At 45.5% G+C, this 17,918-nt stretch carries 17 protein-coding genes; 4 read left to right on the forward strand and 13 right to left on the reverse strand.

Going from position 1 to position 17,918, the window contains the following annotated elements:
- Positions 1-4 precede the first annotated feature (4 nt).
- The 10 genes from A142_RS16145 to A142_RS16190 all read right to left on the reverse strand — a co-directional run bounded on the left by A142_RS16145 (position 5) and on the right by A142_RS16190 (position 9,510).
- Positions 5-853 carry a DMT family transporter gene (locus tag A142_RS16145; protein WP_019825472.1) on the reverse strand — a complete coding sequence of 283 codons (849 nt, stop codon included), beginning with the start codon at positions 851-853 and terminating at the stop codon, positions 5-7.
- Positions 853-1,305: a GNAT family N-acetyltransferase gene (locus tag A142_RS16150; protein ID WP_019825474.1), complete on the reverse strand. Its 453-nt coding sequence runs from the start codon at positions 1,303-1,305 to the stop codon at positions 853-855. The genes A142_RS16145 and A142_RS16150 overlap by 1 nt, the downstream gene beginning before the upstream one ends.
- 57 nt (positions 1,306-1,362) lie before the next feature.
- On the reverse strand, positions 1,363-1,929 hold the full coding sequence (locus A142_RS16155; RefSeq protein ID WP_019825476.1) for a Crp/Fnr family transcriptional regulator: 567 nt from the start codon (positions 1,927-1,929) through the stop codon (positions 1,363-1,365).
- Between the two features lie 71 nt (positions 1,930-2,000).
- Positions 2,001-3,755: a lysophospholipid acyltransferase family protein gene (locus A142_RS16160; protein ID WP_019825478.1), complete on the reverse strand. Its 1,755-nt coding sequence runs from the start codon at positions 3,753-3,755 to the stop codon at positions 2,001-2,003.
- A gap of 12 nt (positions 3,756-3,767) precedes the next feature.
- On the reverse strand, positions 3,768-4,205 hold the full coding sequence (locus A142_RS16165) for a YHS domain-containing (seleno)protein (protein ID WP_019825480.1): 438 nt from the start codon (positions 4,203-4,205) through the stop codon (positions 3,768-3,770).
- Between the two features lie 12 nt (positions 4,206-4,217).
- The gene (locus A142_RS16170) at positions 4,218-4,967 is read right to left on the reverse strand and encodes an NRDE family protein (RefSeq protein WP_019825481.1); all 750 of its coding nucleotides are present in this window, start codon (positions 4,965-4,967) and stop codon (positions 4,218-4,220) included.
- A gap of 2 nt (positions 4,968-4,969) precedes the next feature.
- Positions 4,970-5,512, reverse strand: a complete 543-nt coding sequence (locus A142_RS16175; RefSeq protein ID WP_019825483.1) for a hypothetical protein — start codon at positions 5,510-5,512, stop codon at positions 4,970-4,972.
- A gap of 19 nt (positions 5,513-5,531) precedes the next feature.
- Positions 5,532-6,665, reverse strand: coding sequence for an ATP-grasp domain-containing protein (locus tag A142_RS16180; protein WP_019825485.1), 1,134 nt, complete (start codon positions 6,663-6,665; stop codon positions 5,532-5,534).
- Complete coding sequence (locus A142_RS16185) at positions 6,662-7,249, reverse strand: DedA family protein (RefSeq protein ID WP_019825487.1); 588 nt, start codon at positions 7,247-7,249, stop codon at positions 6,662-6,664. Before A142_RS16185 ends, A142_RS16180 begins: the two co-directional genes overlap by 4 nt.
- Positions 7,250-7,533: 284 nt before the next feature.
- Complete coding sequence (locus tag A142_RS16190) at positions 7,534-9,510, reverse strand: bifunctional 2',3'-cyclic-nucleotide 2'-phosphodiesterase/3'-nucleotidase (RefSeq protein ID WP_019825489.1); 1,977 nt, start codon at positions 9,508-9,510, stop codon at positions 7,534-7,536.
- A gap of 426 nt (positions 9,511-9,936) precedes the next feature.
- Between A142_RS16190 and cysD the strand changes: the two genes are divergently transcribed.
- The 4 genes from cysD to cysC all read left to right on the forward strand — a co-directional run bounded on the left by cysD (position 9,937) and on the right by cysC (position 14,753).
- The gene (gene cysD / locus A142_RS16195) at positions 9,937-10,869 is read left to right on the forward strand and encodes a sulfate adenylyltransferase subunit CysD (RefSeq protein ID WP_277815628.1); all 933 of its coding nucleotides are present in this window, start codon (positions 9,937-9,939) and stop codon (positions 10,867-10,869) included.
- An 18-nt stretch (positions 10,870-10,887) separates the two neighbouring features.
- Entirely contained in the window at positions 10,888-12,318 is a 1,431-nt protein-coding gene (gene cysN, locus A142_RS16200; protein WP_019825492.1) for a sulfate adenylyltransferase subunit CysN, read from the forward strand.
- 65 nt (positions 12,319-12,383) lie between these two features.
- The gene (locus A142_RS16205; protein WP_019825494.1) at positions 12,384-14,108 is read left to right on the forward strand and encodes an SLC13 family permease; all 1,725 of its coding nucleotides are present in this window, start codon (positions 12,384-12,386) and stop codon (positions 14,106-14,108) included.
- 24 nt (positions 14,109-14,132) lie between these two features.
- Complete coding sequence (gene cysC / locus A142_RS16210; protein ID WP_019825496.1) at positions 14,133-14,753, forward strand: adenylyl-sulfate kinase; 621 nt, start codon at positions 14,133-14,135, stop codon at positions 14,751-14,753.
- A 166-nt stretch (positions 14,754-14,919) separates the two neighbouring features.
- Here the strand turns inward: cysC and A142_RS16215 are convergent, their stop codons facing one another.
- The 3 genes from A142_RS16215 to A142_RS16225 form a co-directional block, all read right to left on the reverse strand.
- Positions 14,920-15,828: a TIGR03899 family protein gene (locus A142_RS16215; protein ID WP_019825498.1), complete on the reverse strand. Its 909-nt coding sequence runs from the start codon at positions 15,826-15,828 to the stop codon at positions 14,920-14,922.
- A 351-nt stretch (positions 15,829-16,179) separates the two neighbouring features.
- Positions 16,180-16,695 (reverse strand): DUF3299 domain-containing protein, encoded by a 516-nt coding sequence (locus A142_RS16220; RefSeq protein ID WP_019825500.1) that lies wholly within the window; start codon positions 16,693-16,695, stop codon positions 16,180-16,182.
- 14 nt (positions 16,696-16,709) lie between these two features.
- The coding region (locus A142_RS16225; protein ID WP_019825502.1) for an ABC transporter permease at positions 16,710-17,918 on the reverse strand (1,209 nt) is incomplete at its 5' end.

Here is a 17,918-nt window from a genome sequence, read left to right on the forward strand (position 1 = left end):
AGAGCTAAGCATTAGCTCTTTTTTTTGGTCGCTTGAAAGGGGCGAGTGGCAAGATGATCAGCATGATACCGATAAAGGTTAATGTATCTGGAATCTCATCGAACCAAATGGCACCTATTAGCGCGACAAACACCAAGCCTGAATATTCAGCCAAGGCGATTTGGCTTGAGTGTGCTTTCTGATAGGCGGCAACCGCAAGTCCGTTATAACTCAATATGAGTGTTGCGCTGAGTGCTATGTATCCCAAATGCTCCACAGATACCGGTTGCCAGTATAGGAAGCACAGTATTAGTGATGCTGGAATAGAGAATAAGGTTGTCCACCACAGCGTAGTGACCACCGTTTGCTCACTAGGAAGCTTTCTTACCAATACATTGAACAGTGCGAGCGTCAGAGCTGTGCCTAATGCAAACAATGCGGCCCAATGAAATTGCGATGGCCTTAAGACAATCAGTGCGCCAATAAAACCGATAGTGGTGGCGATGACCTTACCAAGTGCCGGTTGCTCTTTGAGTAGAAACATAGATAGAGGCAGCATCAACAAGGGTGCGACATAAAATACAGCGTTGGCGGTAGCCAAAGATAAATGGGTAATCGCGACAACCATACATCCACTGCCAATTAATATCAGCTGTCCGCGTATGATGGTCACTTTGGCTTGCTGTAAGCGTCGTTGTTCCTTTTTCTGCTGTAGCCACAAAGGGGTGATGATGAGCAGAGATATCAACTGTCGGAAAAAAATATACTGAAGAGGTGGCACTTCGCCATTCAACAGTTTTACCGCTACGTCGGAAAGCGAGGCAAACAAGTTACCTGCAATCAGCAATAGGATACCGACAGTGATATTCGACATTACTTCTCTAATCTCATATCAACGTGCGGAATATCGTCTTCCAAGTACATCTCAGAGATCGTTTTGAAGCCGTGGCTCGCATAGAAGTTTTCTAGGTGTTGTTGCGCACCAATATCGATAGTCGTGCTCGGCCAAAGAGCCTCACAGCGTGTTAACGCTTCTTTTATCAATTGATGTCCTAAACCATCACCTCTTGCCGATTGCTTAGTCGCCACTCGGCCGATGCTCGTGTTGTCGTAAGAAGTACCTGGTGGTAACAAGCGTGCACACGCCACTAACTCTGCATCAGCATAGCCAAGCAAGTGTTCAACACCCGCGATTGTATCTTTACCGTCGAGCTCTGGATAAGGGCAATTTTGCTCAACGACGAACACATCTACTCGTAATTTAAGTAGTTGATAAAGCTGTTGTGTTGAAAGTTCAGAGAAGGGAATTGAGTGCCAAGTGATCATGTTTACATCCAGAGGTTATCGATGCTCTGAATGTACTATGTGCGATGATTGTTGGCATTAACTATTGTTAATTCGACCTTTAATTCTGCTCAGGCTGATCGCGGTTATTCCTAGATAGGCCGCAATTTGATTGTCGTTCAAGCGCTGTTCAAGGTCGGGGTAGTGTTCGCAGAAAAGCTGATAGCGTTGCTCGGGAGTATAGAGCAGCATAAAGCGTTCTTTGTTTTCCTTATGCATCAGCTGAGTTTCTAATAACTTTAAATACAAAGGGTTGTTTGATGCGCGCCACTCGATAACCGCATTCATTGGCAGTTCTAACATAGTAATTGGTGTGAGCGTTTCTAATAGGTAAGGGGACGCTTGGTTTTTTATCAAACTCTCAAAGCCGATGATCCAATCTTGTTCCCAGTAGAACTCTTTGCTGTATTGCTTACCGTCATTAGTGAGATAACAAGCGTGGCACAAGCCTTCAAGTACAAAGTAGATTGAACTCGCCATTTCACCTTGATTGATTAGGATGTGTCTGGTTGGTAGCTCAAGCGGCTTGGCGACAGCGACTAGCGATTCAATCTGACTTTCTGAGAAGTCGAAGATTTGTAGTTGTTCGATAAAAGAGGTGTGCATGAAAATAACCTAACCCAAATAAGTGCTGAAATCATCGCACTTATTTGAGTGTAGGTACAGTTCGGGCTAAATCAGCGTTGGGCGTGCTGCTTTAGGTAATCTTGAGCAAGTTCTCTACCCATGTATTTACCTAAGGTTTTCAGTGGTACTTTCTTAAGGTTCACCACAATCAAACCATCTAGCGCATCATTAAACGATGGGTCGACGTTAAAACACACCAGCTTGCCATTCATCCCAAGGTATTGGCGCAGCAGTACCGGTAAGCCTTTTCCTTGCTCCATGCGTGCTAGCACTTTAGAAAGCAAGGGAACACTCGCCAATGAAGAAAGCAGGTGATTCTGACAGAACACATGACTACTGGTATTGAGTGGTGAAGAAGGGGAAACCAGATTCGCCTTTTCCTCATCGTAGTGGTGAATTGATAAGGTGGTTGCGATCAACAGGCGGGCATTGTGGCTGTAATCATTACTGATACTGACCGGGCCAAATAGGTGGGTGTATTTAGGGTTGCGGGACACAAAGGTCGCGATGCCTTTCCACAGCAGCAGCAGTGAGTTAAGGCTCTTTTGATAAGGTTTACTCACCACGGAACGCCCAAGCTCAATGCTGTTTTCTAGAGTATCAATGAATTCCTGGTTGTAGTTAAACAGGCTACGAGAGTAGAGCTGATCAAGCCCGTGCTTTGCGATGAGTTTGTCGACCATACCGAGTCGATACGCGCCAACCAGTTGTGCCTTAGTTTTATTCCACACAAACAGTTGATGGTAGTAAAGGTCATACTCGTCCAAATCACAGGCAAGCCCACTACCTTCTCCAACTTCACGGAAACTCTCTTCTCTGACTCGGCCAATCTCGCGCATTAAGTTTGGAATAGATTGGCTTGGCGTGCAGTAGACCTCAAAGTCCCCTTGCTCAAGTAACCTCATCTCTTCCGGAAGAGAATCGACCTCTATTGCCAACACTTCTGGCGGAATAGGCGCAATCACTTGGTTATCAAAAGAGGGTGCGTGGATTGTCGTGGTCGGACTATCTTGTTGACTCATTAGGTAGGTATTGAGTCGTAGGTAGTTGACGATATCCATCTCTTTTTCAAATGATTTTATCTCTGAATACGGAATCGATGCTCCAATCGAGATAGAGATAGTCGTTGCCTGTTTATTAAGAAGTTCACGACCGAGCAAAGCGGTTCTTAGTAGTGGATGCACACGGCCGGCTTGGTAGAAAAGCTCGCTGTTTTTGCCATTGATAAAGATAGGAACCGTAGTGGCTTGATGGCGCTTAACAAACTTAGCGACTGATTTGCTCCATTCTATGTCAGTCAGTGTTTTTGCCCCTTTACGGTAACTTGATACTTCACCTGCTGGAAACACAATTAATAACCCTCCAGCGGCTAAGTGATGATTGGCATCTCGAATGGCTTTGGCATTGGTGCGTTTCGACTCTTTACCATTAAACACATCAACGCCAATGAAAAGATCATCCAGTTCAGGCAGTCGTTTGAGTAACTCATTCGCTAATACCTTCACATCCTTTCTTACTGATCCTACGAGATCGGCAAGGATCACGCCTTCAATTGCGCCAAGTGGGTGGTTCGCCACAATCACGACAGGCCCTTCTTCCGGGATGTTTTCTGTGCTTCCCGATGTAACCGAGTAGTCGATATTGAGTGCCGATAGGGTGTAATTCATGAATTCGAAGCTAGATAACTCGTTTTGTCGATTTTGATAGAGTCGGTCTAGCTTAGATAGCCCAGTTGCCCACTCGACAACAGACTCACCTAAACCAAAAGGCGTGTAACGTGGTAAACGAAAAGGACTATCAATCATAATGAAGCTACCTTACTTAATCAGCTGCGGCCAAGCTTTATCGGCTTGTTGAATATGCTGTGCACGGTCTTTCTCCCAGGTCTCCTGAATCTCTTGGTCGTAGTTCAGGTAAAGTTTGTCATCCACTATGGTCCAATACTGTGGATCGCCTGGTGCAAAATCGTTTTTGGCAGATACAGCCCATGCGCAATAACCACCATATTGAGGGGCATATTTTTCAGGATTATTAACAAATAAAGTCAGATTCTTTTCAGAAGAGAAATACCAATCCGCGCCTTTGTATTCAGTGCTGAATTGTTTACTGCCTTCAACAGGCTTGCCTGAGGTGAAGTAAGCTACGGTATCGTAGCCATCGAGTGCCTTGCTGCTAAAGAAGCCGGTATAGATTTCATCGGCGGCAAATACGTAAGGGCTAACAAGTAGCATGACCATGGTGATTAGTTTTCTCATGATGGACTCCATCTATAGATTGATTGCTGGTGATAAATCGAAGGTAAAGCGCTGCTGATTTATCTGGCACGGTTTGATTGGTTCGCAAGGTGAGCCGGATGCATAAAACATCGAGGCTTGACCGTGCAAATTATGTAAATGGGTAAAGCTGACTGTATGTGCGTCTTCACGATGCATACAGGTTGCTAAATGAGGCTGTTCACTGTGATGGTGAGAGTGAAACTTGAGTAAGTTCTGCTGATTCTTCCCCATCGCGACCAGTTGATCGTATTGGGCTTGTCGATAGGCTTGTACTCGTTCTAAATCGACACCGGATGAGAAGAGTGGAGAATCAGTGTTGGCGATGTGCTGTTGAATACCATCCCACATGTAGGCGATAACCAAACCATTGTTCTGAGTTAAATTCGGCGCGAAAGCCAACAAGGTAAAGGGGGCAAAAGAGTTCAGATCGAGCTTATGAAATGCTTCAGAGAGCTGACTGATATTACGACTCGATGATAGGTTCTTGAGTAACAAACCACGGCTGACTAAAAGTCCATCAGGTACGATGCCTTGATAGTTATTGAGTAGGCATAACGAAAGCCCGAACTCATTGATACTGATCCAGCTACCACCGCCGGTTGGGTCGAGTGGCATGATGATATCGACGCCGTTAACTCGATATTGTTTAGGTGGCATCGCCAGTGCCCGTGTCTTTTGTTCATCACGATTAAAGAAGACCTGATAGCCATTGTCTTCAAGCAGCCAAGATACTGAACACATGATTATTGCTCCCTCAGATAGCTGCTGGTGGTTGGGGCATAACCAAAGGTGTTGCAGGTTTCAATGTCTAGGAAGGTGGTGATCACCTTGATCATCGCGTAATGATGATTGGCATGCAGCGCCGCAAAAGTCACTTCTCTTTCTAGCGTAGAAGGTAGGCTTGCAAACACTTGAGCATCCATAGAAACCTCGGTTTGGATCATTATAGGCGCTTCGAGATCGTTGCGGTCTAATCGTTCAAGCCAGTTGATCACATAGTGGATCTCTTTTACTGCGATTGAACGATCGTATTCGACCGGATGACCACGGCGACGAGTGTTGTAATTAACGGTCGCATTCTCTTTTAAAATCAGCGCATGAAAAAGATCCAGCGTGTGGCGAGTGTGCTCACCAATAGAGCTTGTGACGTGCGGCTTCGCTCGTGTCAGATAGTCGCTGTCAGAAATCGCTAATAGAAACTCTAAACCCTGATTCAATATCTCTACCGCTCCTTTGATACTAGGAGAGAAAGAAGTGAGGGCGCTCGGTTGGGCTATCGGGTTCATTCATGATCCTCGTACAAAGTTAATCGGTGGTCGGATATTGTTGAACAAGACGTCGCTCTTCTTGCCACGCGTTAAATAAGCTCTTAAACGAAGGAGGTTGATGGCCTCTTTGTTTTTGTTGAGCGCCAATATCAAAAAGAATGCGGTATTGCAGGAGTAGCGTGGAAAATATCTCTCGCAGCGGTGTGTTGCGATCCCAGATGTGCCCAGCTTCACTGCTTGCACCATTGACCTCAAGGATAGTGAAATCCTCCCCTCTCATTAGGCTGTGCATGTCCTTGAATTTGACGTCGAGCCGACCAAAGTGGAAGCCATCGAAGTCGTCGAATATCTCATCTAAGCGTTCAGTTAAAGCTTGAGTGATGTATTGATTGCCGTCTCGGAAGATGCAGCCACGGCTATGGCTACCTGCGAACGCAAGTTGGAACTCCTCGCCCTCTGCGAGCACTCGATCCAATTTATCTTCATGTCTTGGTAGATACAGGTGGCTGAGCTGCCCAGCGCGTGGGCTGTTCTCGATTAACTGTTTGAGTGTCGAGGTACCATCTCCAATCACCATTGGCGAATATTTAAGAGTGATCGAGATGATCTCGCCTTGTTTGCTATTCGGGTAACGAACATAAAAAACGCCAGCCTCCGCTTGATAAGGCGCCTTTTCTTGCAGCAGAAAGCGAGCATGATTTGGGAAAGATTCAATATATTGCTCAAGTTGATCTTGGTTGTTGATCAGCTTTACCCCAACACCTCGGCAACCAAGATCCGGTTTCGCCACAATAGGGAAATCAAGATCCGATTGGATGAGTGCACTGCGCGCATCTTCAGCTTGTTTCTTACTGCTGAGATCGGTTTTGGTTAAGGTGATAAATGGAGAGATCCAACGCTTACTCGACGATCCGGCAAGGCTCAGTATCTCGTGTTTCGATTCGCCGACCATGCCACTGAGTTTAATGCTCGGGTTGGCGATGAGCGGTAGCGCCCAATCAAAGTGCCGTAACCCTTGCATCAGGCTTTGAATCACTACTGGAGTGTAGAAGAACCACGTCGGAAGAAACTCATAAGGAGAGACACTGCGCACGGTATCTTTTTCAAGCAGGGGCATGCCGGCATTAATTTGATGTGCTGGAATGATGTGAATATCTTGCGGTGAACTCATGATAATCCTCTAGAGTAGGTTTTATTCATTAATCGATTGCCGATTAGCAGCAAAGCGATGGCACACGGGATGACGATCCATTGATATTCAGAGGCTTGCAGCCACGCTGATGTCCCTAAATAGTAGATGGTAGAGAAGACAGCGCCAGTCCAGAGCGCAGTGGCGCTGATGACGGCAAACAAGAAAGTAGGCAGTGGGATGGCGAAAAAGCCACTCAGGGTAAAACCAACGGTGCGTAGCCCAGGAATAAAGCGGATAACAAAAAGGCTGCTGAATGCGTTTTGGCGTAATTTGGTACGAAGCGAACGAAAGTACTTATTGGTGAGGGCTTTATATCGAACGCCTCGGAAGTAACGTCCTGATTTTCCTAAGTAGTAGAGACCTAAGTCACCTGTAGCAATACCGATGAAAATGGCAAGCAGCGCATATTGAGGAAGAATGAGCCCTTGTGTGGCTAAACCGGCAGCGGTAACAATCGCAAGATCTTCAAGCAGGTAAGAAAGCGCGATAATGCCAAGCATCAGCCATAGCAGCGATTCTTCTCCTGTATTTAACCATGCTTGAATACTCTCGACGGTGATCATCAAATACCCTTATCTATCCTATAGATGAATGGCTTATTAGTCATTCATTGAGTGTAGTAAATTAAATAGACAGGAGGAGCAGAGAAAAACTTACAGCTGATTAGTGTTTTTTTGTGGGGACTTAAATCGATTGACGGTTTGAGTCGTGCTGTTTGGGGGTTGAATTAGCGGGTGTTTACGGTGAGAAAAGTAGGGCAGTGGATTCGATTTATCAATAACAAAAGAAAAAGGCTGAGTCGTTAAACTCAGCCTTTCAGAATGTTAACTATGGATTACTGGGTAATCTATTTAGTTAGGTCAATCTGGTAAACAGCAAAACCAACATCGTCAGTTGCAACACGTTTCATCGGGTATTGACCCTTTTCTTTGATGAACTCTGCCGCTTTGTCGCTTGGAGATGTTTCAAAGCGGATATCTAGTTTGTTATCCGTTTTGATTGGCGCAAATGACCAGTTGTTATCAGCCGTTGGGCTAACTTGACCTTGCTCTTTGCTTACACGAGAGATGTAGTTCGCAAGAACAGTACGGTTTTCATCTGGTGCATCAAATGCGATGAAGTCTTCACCGGTACCTGGGAACTTAGCACTGTATGCACGGTAGTTGTTGGTTGCGACCAGGAAGTCTTGCTTCATGTCGATTGGCTTACCTTGGTAAGTTAGGCCAACAATACGCTGTGAATCAGGGTTAACGACTTTACAGTTTGCATCGTATTTAGCAGGTTGAGTTACGTCGATTTGGTAATCAACACCGTCGATAACATCGAAGTTGTAAGTGCGGAAGTTATCCCACTCGATTAACTGTTGTGGTGCTGTTGAGTTAACATCCACTTGGTTGAATTGACCAGCAGAACACTCAAGCCACTCTTTTACTTCGTGGCCTGTTACCTTCATCGCGACTAGCGTGTTCGGGTAAAGGTACAGGTCAGCTGCGTTACGGAATGTCAGTTGACCAGATTCAACTTCAGTGAAGTTCGCTGGGTCATTCTTACGGCCACCGGCTTTGAATGGTGCAGCAGCTGAAAGTACAGGTGTGCCATCTAGGTCTGGGTCACCTTGGATGAACTGTTCAACGTAATCTTTCTGTGCAAGGTTAACAATCTGCACTGTTGGATCGTCTTGTACTAGAGACAGGAAGCTGTACATCACATCGTCTGCTTTACCAATTGGTTGGTTAACAAACTCACGAGTACCTGCGTGGTCTTTTTCTAGTGCTGTTACGATGCCTTCATCAGCCGCAGCAAGAGATTTCTTCTCGATCTTGTCGTAGATAGGGCGTGCTTCTGATTGGCCTTTAACGACTTCCCATTTACCGTCTTTTTGTGCAAGTGTTAGATCCATAACACCAACGTGGCTACCCCAACGACCTGGCATTACTGCCGCAACGCCGTTCATTGTGCCCGTTTCGTTGTCGATGCCTTGGATGTCATCAAAACCTTTGCCTGGGAACACTGCGTGAGAGTGGCCGAATGCGATTGCATCAATACCGTCTACTTCAGATAGGTAGAACGTTGAGTTCTCTTCGCCATTCTTGTACGGGTCCGTTGATACGCCTGAGTGAGGGATAGCAACGATAACTTCAGCGCCTTCCGCTTTCATTTGAGGCACTAACTCGTTAGCTGTCTCAATGATGTCACGAGCGATCACTTTGCCTTCAAGGTTCTTCTTATCCCACGTCATGATTTGTGGTGGAACAAAACCGATGTAGCCGACTTTTACTTCATGTTTTACGCCAGCAGTATCTTCAAACGTGTGCGTCTTGATGATGTAAGGCGTGAAGTAGTGTTCTTTAGTTTCTGCGTCGTAAACGTTAGCACTGATGTATGGGAAATCAGCGTCGTTGATCGATTCTTCTAGGAACTCAAGACCGTAGTTGAATTCGTGGTTACCTAGGTTTGCAGCGTCGTAGCTTAGTTGATTCATTGCTTTATATGCAGGGTGAACTTCGCCCGCTTCGATGCCTTTGTCTGCCATGTAGTCACCCATTGGGCTACCTTGTAGCAAGTCACCGTTATCAACTAATACGCTGTTGGTTACTTCGTTTTGAGCTTCTTTTACTAGAGTTGCAGTACGTGCTAAGCCGATTTTTTTCGATGGCTTGTCTTTGTAGTAATCGTAATCCATTAGGTTGGTATGGATGTCCGTTGTCTCTACGACACGTAGTTTAATCACTTCATCGGTATCTGGTGTTGTTGTACAGCCTGCTAGAGTCAAACCAAGACCCGCAAGTACAGCCAATGACAAAGGTTTCATTGCAACTTTCATTTTGTAGCTCCAAAGTGGATAGTAGAAAATTCGTTGCGTAATGTAACAAAATGGAATGAAACAATGATTACAACGAATGTTAATTCGTGACTTAGATCGATTACTTTATGGTGTTCTGCAAGACGCCTCCCAAACCTGCTCAATCGATGCGCAACTGATATCGATAATATTAGTCCATTCATTTCACCTGCTTATCGATAAATTAAATCCCTTATCAGCTTTTCGAATAAAAAATGAAATTTTAGAATTTCCAGTAATATGAGAGGCTCGTCATAATGCCTATATCAAGGACGTATCAGGCAGACGAATAGCAAGGATAGCTCAACACGAAGCTTCTGTTTTCTTCTAGTGCCAATACTCCCATTCACTCAAGTGGATGAGTTAAATCCCTTGCTTGGCAAGACCAAGTCATGAATTGCTCGTAACGTGAGCCTTAAAGGAAGCACTGAAATGGACCAAGAACGTTTAACCCACCTAAAACAGCTCGAAGCGGAAAGTATTCATATTATCCGTGAAGTGGCGGCTGAGTTTGATAACCCAGTGATGATGTACTCCATCGGTAAAGATTCTTCTGTGATGCTTCATTTAGCTCGCAAAGCGTTTTACCCAGGCAAGATTCCATTCCCACTATTACACGTTGATACGGATTGGAAATTCCGCGAGATGATTGAGTTTCGTGACCGCACAGCAGAAAAGTACGGTTTTGACCTTTTGGTACATAAGAACCCTGAAGGTATCGAAATGGGTTGTAGCCCATTCGTACATGGTTCTTCGAAACACACAGACATCATGAAAACTCAGGGCCTTAAGCAGGCGTTAAACAAGTATGGATTTGATGCAGCTTTCGGTGGTGCGCGTCGTGATGAAGAGAAATCTCGTGCGAAAGAACGTGTTTACTCTTTCCGCGATAAGAACCACACATGGGATCCAAAAAATCAACGTCCAGAGTTATGGCACACCTACAACGGTCAGGTGAATAAGGGCGAAAGCATTCGTGTGTTCCCATTATCAAACTGGACTGAACTGGATATTTGGCAATACATCTATCTAGAGAGCATCGATATTGTTCCGCTTTACCTTTCTGATAAACGCCCAGTTGTTGAGCGTGATGGCATGCTGATCATGGTTGATGATGACCGTATGGAGCTGCAAGAAGGTGAAGTGATTGAAGAGAAAAGCGTTCGTTTTCGTACTTTAGGCTGTTACCCACTAACCGGAGCGGTTGAATCTGAGGCGAATACGCTAACAGGCATTATTGAAGAGATGCTGGTGGCGACGTCTAGTGAGCGTCAAGGTCGAGCGATTGACCATGATCAGTCGGGCTCTATGGAGCTGAAAAAGCGCCAAGGTTATTTCTAAGAATCTAAGGAAAGAAAAATGAATAGTGCAGTAGAAGCCGAATTGGCTGAACTAGGGATTGAAGGTTATCTAAGTCAGCATCAGCATAAATCTATGCTTAGATTTTTAACTTGTGGCTCGGTAGATGATGGTAAAAGTACGCTGATCGGTCGCTTGCTCCATGATACAAAACAGATTTATGAAGATCAGCTAGCGGCGGTTCACTCGGATAGCCAACGAGTGGGTACGACAGGTGAGAAACCTGATTTGGCACTGCTTGTTGATGGCCTGCAGGCTGAACGTGAGCAAGGCATCACGATCGACGTAGCTTACCGCTACTTCTCGACGCAAAAACGTAAATTCATTATTGCTGATACCCCAGGGCATGAGCAGTACACGCGCAACATGGCAACAGGCGCTTCAACGTGTGATCTGGCTGTGATCTTGATTGATGCTCGTAAGGGCGTTCTGGATCAAACCCGTCGTCACTCGTTTATTTCTAACCTACTTGGTTTGAAGCATTTCATCGTCGCTGTAAATAAGATGGATCTGGTGGATTACTCGCAAGATCGTTTTGAAGAGATTCGCGATCAGTATCTAGAGTTTGCAGAAAACCTAGAAGGCGAAACTAACATTCAGATCTTGCCAGTATCGGCGCTTGAAGGCATTAACGTAGCTGCACCAAGCAAAGAGCTAGCATGGTTCGAAGGTCCATCTCTACTAGAAGTGTTAGAGAACGTCGACATTGATCAAAAGCGTTCTGCGGGTGAATTCCGTTTCCCTGTGCAGTATGTGAATCGTCCGAACTTAGATTTCCGTGGCTTTGCTGGCACCGTTGCCTCTGGCCGTGTCAGTGTCGGTGATGAAATCAAGGCGCTGCCGTCGGGTAAAGCGTCGAAAGTTGCACGCATTGTAACTTTTGATGGTGATTTGGAGTCTGCGCAAGCAGGCTTGGCAGTAACGCTAACCCTTGAAGATGAGATCGATATCAGCCGTGGTGATTTGATTGTGCTGGAAAACGCGCAGATTGAATCTACTAACCATGTATTGGCCGACATCGTGTGGATGACTGAGCAACCACTGCAACCGGGCAAAGCTTACGATATCAAGATCGCAGGCAAGAAAACCGTTGGTCAGGTTGAAACAGTTCGTCACCAATACGACATCAACAACCTATCGACTCACGCTGTCGATGAGTTGCCACTGAATGGCATTGGCTTGTGTGAATGGTCACTGAACGAGACTGTCGCGCTGGATAAATACCGTGAGAGTGCGGATACCGGTGGTTTCATCGTTATCGACCGACTAACCAACGTGACGGTTGGCGCGGGTTTGATTCGAGACCGTTTGGACTCTGTTGAACAGCAAGTAGGTAACTTCTCTGCATTTGAACTTGAGTTCAACGCATTGGTTCGTAAGCATTTCCCTCATTGGGATGCCAAAGATCTAAGCCAATTACTGAAGTCATAAACGACCAAGTAACTGCTTATTGAATCAGGCGGAAACCGATCGTTTCCGCCATAAAGGACGGGTATATGTGGCAACAAGGATTTGTATTAGCGATTTTGCTCGGCATCATTACTTGCCTGCTCGTTACCCGTATTAAGCCAAGCTTTATCTTTGCTGGTGCGGCGTTTATTGCTTTTATGGCAGGCATGATCGACTTGTCGAGCTTAGCCAATAACTTCACTAACTCCTCGTTACTGACTTTAATTCTTCTTATCCTCGCATCAAGTGCGTTGGAAAAAACTCGCTTAATCAGTTGGGTTAGCCGCAATATCTCTGAAGGTCGGCTAGGTACCGTGGTTGCGAAGTTGGGTATTTCCACAGCGTTACTTTCATCTTTTACCAATAACACCGCGGTGGTGGTCTCTTTGATCGGGGCGATCAAACGTAATCAACAACATGCGCCGTCTAAGTTACTTATCCCTTTGTCATACGCTGCCATCTTAGGTGGCACCCTGACATTGATCGGTACTTCAACTAACTTGATCATCAATAGCTTTGTTGAAGATGCTGGATTGCCGAGCTTAAACTTTTTCACACCTACCTTGATCGGTTTAGCGGTTTTGGTCGGTGGCGTGTTGATCCTTATTCCTCTTAGCTATTTTCTACCCAGCTACGATGATGGTTCTCAAGATGATCTACCTTACTTTTTAGAAGCCAGAGTGGAGCCGGGCTCACCGTTAGTTGGTCGAAGCGTCAGTGAAAACAACCTAAGAGCTCTGAGAAAACTGTTCTTAGCGGAAGTGATTCGAGACGGTAAAACAACACCGTCTATAGACCCTGACTTTATTCTTCAAGCTCGTGACCGACTGCTGTTTTGTGGTGATGTCGAGAGTGTGGCGACACTGCAAGAAATCCAAGGATTAACCCTGTTTGGTCAACATCACCTTAACGGCCAGAGCTTTGTTGAGGTTGTGGTGAGTTCGTCGGCAAGCTTCTGTAACAAAACCCTGAAAACCAGCCAGTTCAGAGATCGTTTTGATGCAGTTGTGGTTGCCATTCGTCGTGGCCATGAGCGCCTTGAAGGTGGTCTTGGAAACATCACACTAACCGCTGGTGATACCTTGATTCTGGTTCCCGGCAAACGCTTTGAAGAACAGCGCCAGCAACACAACAAAGAGTTTGTGTTGATGAATGACTTAGATTCAAGTGCCAAGCTTGATGCGGATAAATCGACGTTTGTATTGCTCGGTTTTGCCAGTGTGATTGGTTTAGCCCTTGCTGAAGTCGTGCCGATTATCAAAGGGCTGGCTGGTTTCTTACTGTTGCTGGTGGCCTTTGGTGTGGTGCAACTGGGTGAGCTTCGTCGCCGTTTTCCGGTTGATATTGTGGTGATCGTTGGCTCTGCACTTTCTATCGCTCAACTGATGATTTCATCGGGTTTGTCTGAGCGTATGGGGCTGATGTTTATGGAAGCCTTTAATGGCTGGGGCGTGTTTGGAGCGCTAGTCGCGACCTATTTCATGACGCTGGTCCTGACTGAGTTGGTGACCAACAATGCGGCAGCGGCACTCTCGTTCCCAATTGGCTACAGTATGGCTATCGGTTATGGAGTTGACCCAATGCCGTTTATTATGGCGGTTCTGTTTGGTGCCAGTGCCAGTTTTATTTCGCCATACGGCTACCAAACCAACTTACTTGTTTATAGCGTAGGTAATTACCACCTTACGGATTATCTGCGCATCGGCATCCCAATCTCGATTGTTTATTCGGGGTTGGTGCTGACCCTAATTCCTTATTTTTTCCCATTTTAATGCTGTTTATTTAAAGGACTAATTATGACCGCAGTACTCAAACCAAAAGATGAGAATGTTGTGTGGCATCAACACTCGATTGATAAAACATTCCGCTCTGATCTGAAATCACAAAAGCCAGCCGTGCTCTGGTTCACGGGATTATCTGGTTCTGGGAAGTCGACAGTCGCTGGAGCATTAGAAAATCGCTTGGCACAGCTTGGTTACCATACTTACTTATTGGATGGCGATAATGTGCGTCATGGGTTATGTAGCGACCTTGGCTTCTCTGAGCAGGATCGCCGAGAGAATATCCGTCGTATTGGTGAACTCGCTAAGTTGATGGCAGATGCGGGCTTAATTGTGTTGTCTGCTTTTATTTCCCCACATCAAGCTGAAAGACAGTTAGTGCGAGACTTGCTACCTGAAGGCGAGTTTTTAGAGGTGTTTGTGAACACGCCACTTGAGGTTTGTGAGCAGCGTGATCCTAAAGGCCTGTATAAGAAAGCACGTGCTGGAGAGATCCCGAACTTCACTGGTATTAGTTCAGCTTACGAAGCGCCTCAGAACCCTGAGATTAATTTACCCGCAGGTGAGAAGACACTCGATGAATTGGTCGAGCTGTGTATTGATGCGTTAGAGAAGCGTAATATCTTAGCCAATTGAGATCGTTGGTATGACTAAGGCTACTCAGCTGTTTATCTGCTTATTCACGACCGATAAATAGTGCAGCCTTAGTTTACCGAGACAAGAAACCTATCCTCTAGATTCTCTTTATTCTTCTCAATACTCTTCACTTTTTACACCGTTTATTTTTTGCACCATCGAGTGCCTAGACGGTGTAATTCACACTGTTTTTCACTTCTGTCTGTACCGTGAACTTCTGACTTAATAGAGCAATCAGTTGATCGTAATACTGCATGTTGGGTTTGTTGCCAAGTAAGGTGCACAGCTCATTACCTGTTGGGCTGAATCGATAGTAAACCAGCTTCACGCCTTTTGATAAAGGTGCCAGTGACATGCTCTTACCTTGATAAGTCAGGTGTAGGGCTGGGTCGAAATCAATCTCTCCAGATTCTAATTCTGTTCCTAGAATAATCCCGAGTTCAATCAAGTGGAGCAAACTAGAGTAGGGCAGGTTGTGTCCACCAAGGTTGATGGTGTTGGTGGTATCTCTTTTGCCGAAACTGAATATTCCAGCATGAGACTTAAAGCCGAGTAAGAGCTTTCTGCTGCTATCACTACCAAAACTACAGCCAAGTGACGCCGCTCTTTGTAGGGTGAGTGCTTCTTTTGGTGTCATGTCTTGCAAGATCTGCAGTGCCTTCATCGACGTCGAACCTGGGTTGGTGACTTCTCTTTTTAATACCTGAGCCCATAGTCTCTGCATCGATGTATTGTGGATCTCTTGTGCCATATCGAAAAAGCGATATAACCAGTCCTGATCAGGATCTCCAGCCGCTTCATCCTTACATGAAGAGTGCGCCAATTTCAGAATCTGTTCTAGATTCTTCTGACGCAGTTCTTTGCGTTTTTTCTCTCGTAATAGCGCCCGCTCGATAAGCGTACTCTCAGCTTTATCGATTGGTTTTGCACTATGACTGATTAAGGAATCTAAGCCGAAGCTCTGTGCGATGTGCAGCATTCTGCTTGTGCTGTCGGTAATATGAGGCTTTTTCTCATGCTTGTGCTGTGTATCGCTAGCATGCTCAATGATCACTGGCTGTTTGGTTTCTGACATAAGAGTACCGTTAGGAGACGACTTAACTGTCTAAAATGTAACTCTTTATCTTATTGGTGGCTAGATTTTGCGTGCAGAGTTGAAGGTTTCAACAAAATTTTACTTTTGCTAATGATAATAAAATGTTAAATTTGTTGTAATTCTCAAGGAGGAGTTATGAATCAAGTCAATGATAACAAGCTGAAGAAACAGCTTAGTATAGGGTTATTACTCGCTACTTATGTCGCTGTTCTAGCGTACTTATCTAATTACATCGCGTAATTTAGAATAAAAAAATCGTTATTAAACTGTTATTGAATGATCTCACTCGTTCAGTGACGGCAGCTCATCCTTGAGCCACCCTTCTAATGACTACATGTCGTCATACTCTTCAATCGCAGTACCTTCAATAAGATAACCGGTTTGCGCCAAGTCATGGCTGATTGACTCAGTTTTCAGCGTACCCACTAAATAGATCACATCCCATAACTGCTGGATTGGTGCACCTTTAGGGAACTTCACGTAGATGATTTGGTTTGGTGGTGGCGGTGGCACGTGAATACATGCGCCAAAGTACGGTACCAGCAGAAACTCAGTGATCATGTTCTCATCGCCTTCCAATGGAATCACAAAGCCAGGAATCTTGACTGTGCTGCCATTCAGCTCTGGGCGAACAGCGCCAAGTGTCGATTGTTGAGGTTTGTCCATACTGTCGTGGTTAACCATCGGCATGCCAAATGAGTCGAGTTGTGCTCGCTCTGACTCTGGAATCAAGTCAATCCAATCGAGTGTTAATACCGATTCGTGAGTCTGAGTGGTTTCAGCGTGAGCTGTGCTGATAAATGGGAACATAAGTAACCCAAGTATCAGTAGGAATTTGCGTTGCATCGTAGGTTCCTATTTTAGATTCGAATAGTCATGCCATCAGACAATGACTGACGGTAAGCCCTGAAAGCGGGAATAAAGCCGATAATGATTCCGGCAACTTGCACCAAAATAAGCAGTTTCCACTCATGAGGTGTGATTGCGGATATCGATATGTTGATACCATAACTTTGTTGCACAATAGGAGCAACTACTGCGATCAGGGCAAACAACACGGCAACACCCAATGTGATACCGAGGAAGGTTAGGGCACTTGCTTCACTGATCAGTAAACCAAACACATGACGAGGCCTTGCTCCCATCGCGCGCAGAATAGCCATCTCTCGACGTCTTTCTTGCAAGCTAGTGAGTAGACTACTCAGCATCCCTAACAGTCCCGCGATTACAACAAACCCTGAAACAATCAGTAGTGCTTGTTCTGCTACTGCCATCATTCCCCATAATTCGTGAAGCGCAATGCCTGGCATAATGGCGCTCAAAGGTTCTTGGCGGTAGTTATTGATTTCTCGTTGCAGTGCAAAGGTTTGGATCTTCGATTTAAGGCCAACCATCATCGCGGTAATCTGCTTCGGTTGGAAGTCACGTTGCTTTAGCGCTTCAGCATTCGGTGTGTGCCCGAGGTTAGCCCCCGATTCCCAACCAACGTGAATCGCTTCAATGGCCTCTAACGAAACATGCACCGTTTTATCTACTGGTGTGCCGGTTGGCGCGAGTATTCCGACAATGGTGAAGGGCAGGTTGTCGTGGCGACTGAAGGCGACATCACTGATACCGTGCGCCAGAATGATGTGATCACCAATCTTGTAATCTAACTTCTTCGCTACATCGGCACCAATCACGACATCAAATAGCTGATTGAACTCTTCGCCTTGCTGAAAAGTAAGTGGTTGCTTACTTCCATAGCGATAATTCTCGAAGTAGCTATGGTTGGTGCCCATTACGCGGAAGCCTTTATGTGAGTCACCCAATGAGATAGGGATCGCCCACTTTACAGCGTTGTGCTGGCTAAATTCTTCATAACTTTTCCAGTCGATGTTGTTGGTCGCATTACCGATTCTAAATACGGAATAAAGCAGCAGGTTTACCTGACCAGAGCGGCCACCGACGATAAGGTCAGTACCTGAAATCGTATTGGCGAAACTGCTTTTTGCTTCGGTTCTAACGCGCTCTACGCCGAGTAATAGAATGACTGACACCGCCACAGTGAGAATAGTTAGAATGGCTGG

Source organism: Vibrio splendidus 12E03, from assembly GCF_000272105.2.
Lineage (GTDB): Bacteria > Pseudomonadota > Gammaproteobacteria > Enterobacterales > Vibrionaceae > Vibrio > Vibrio splendidus_I.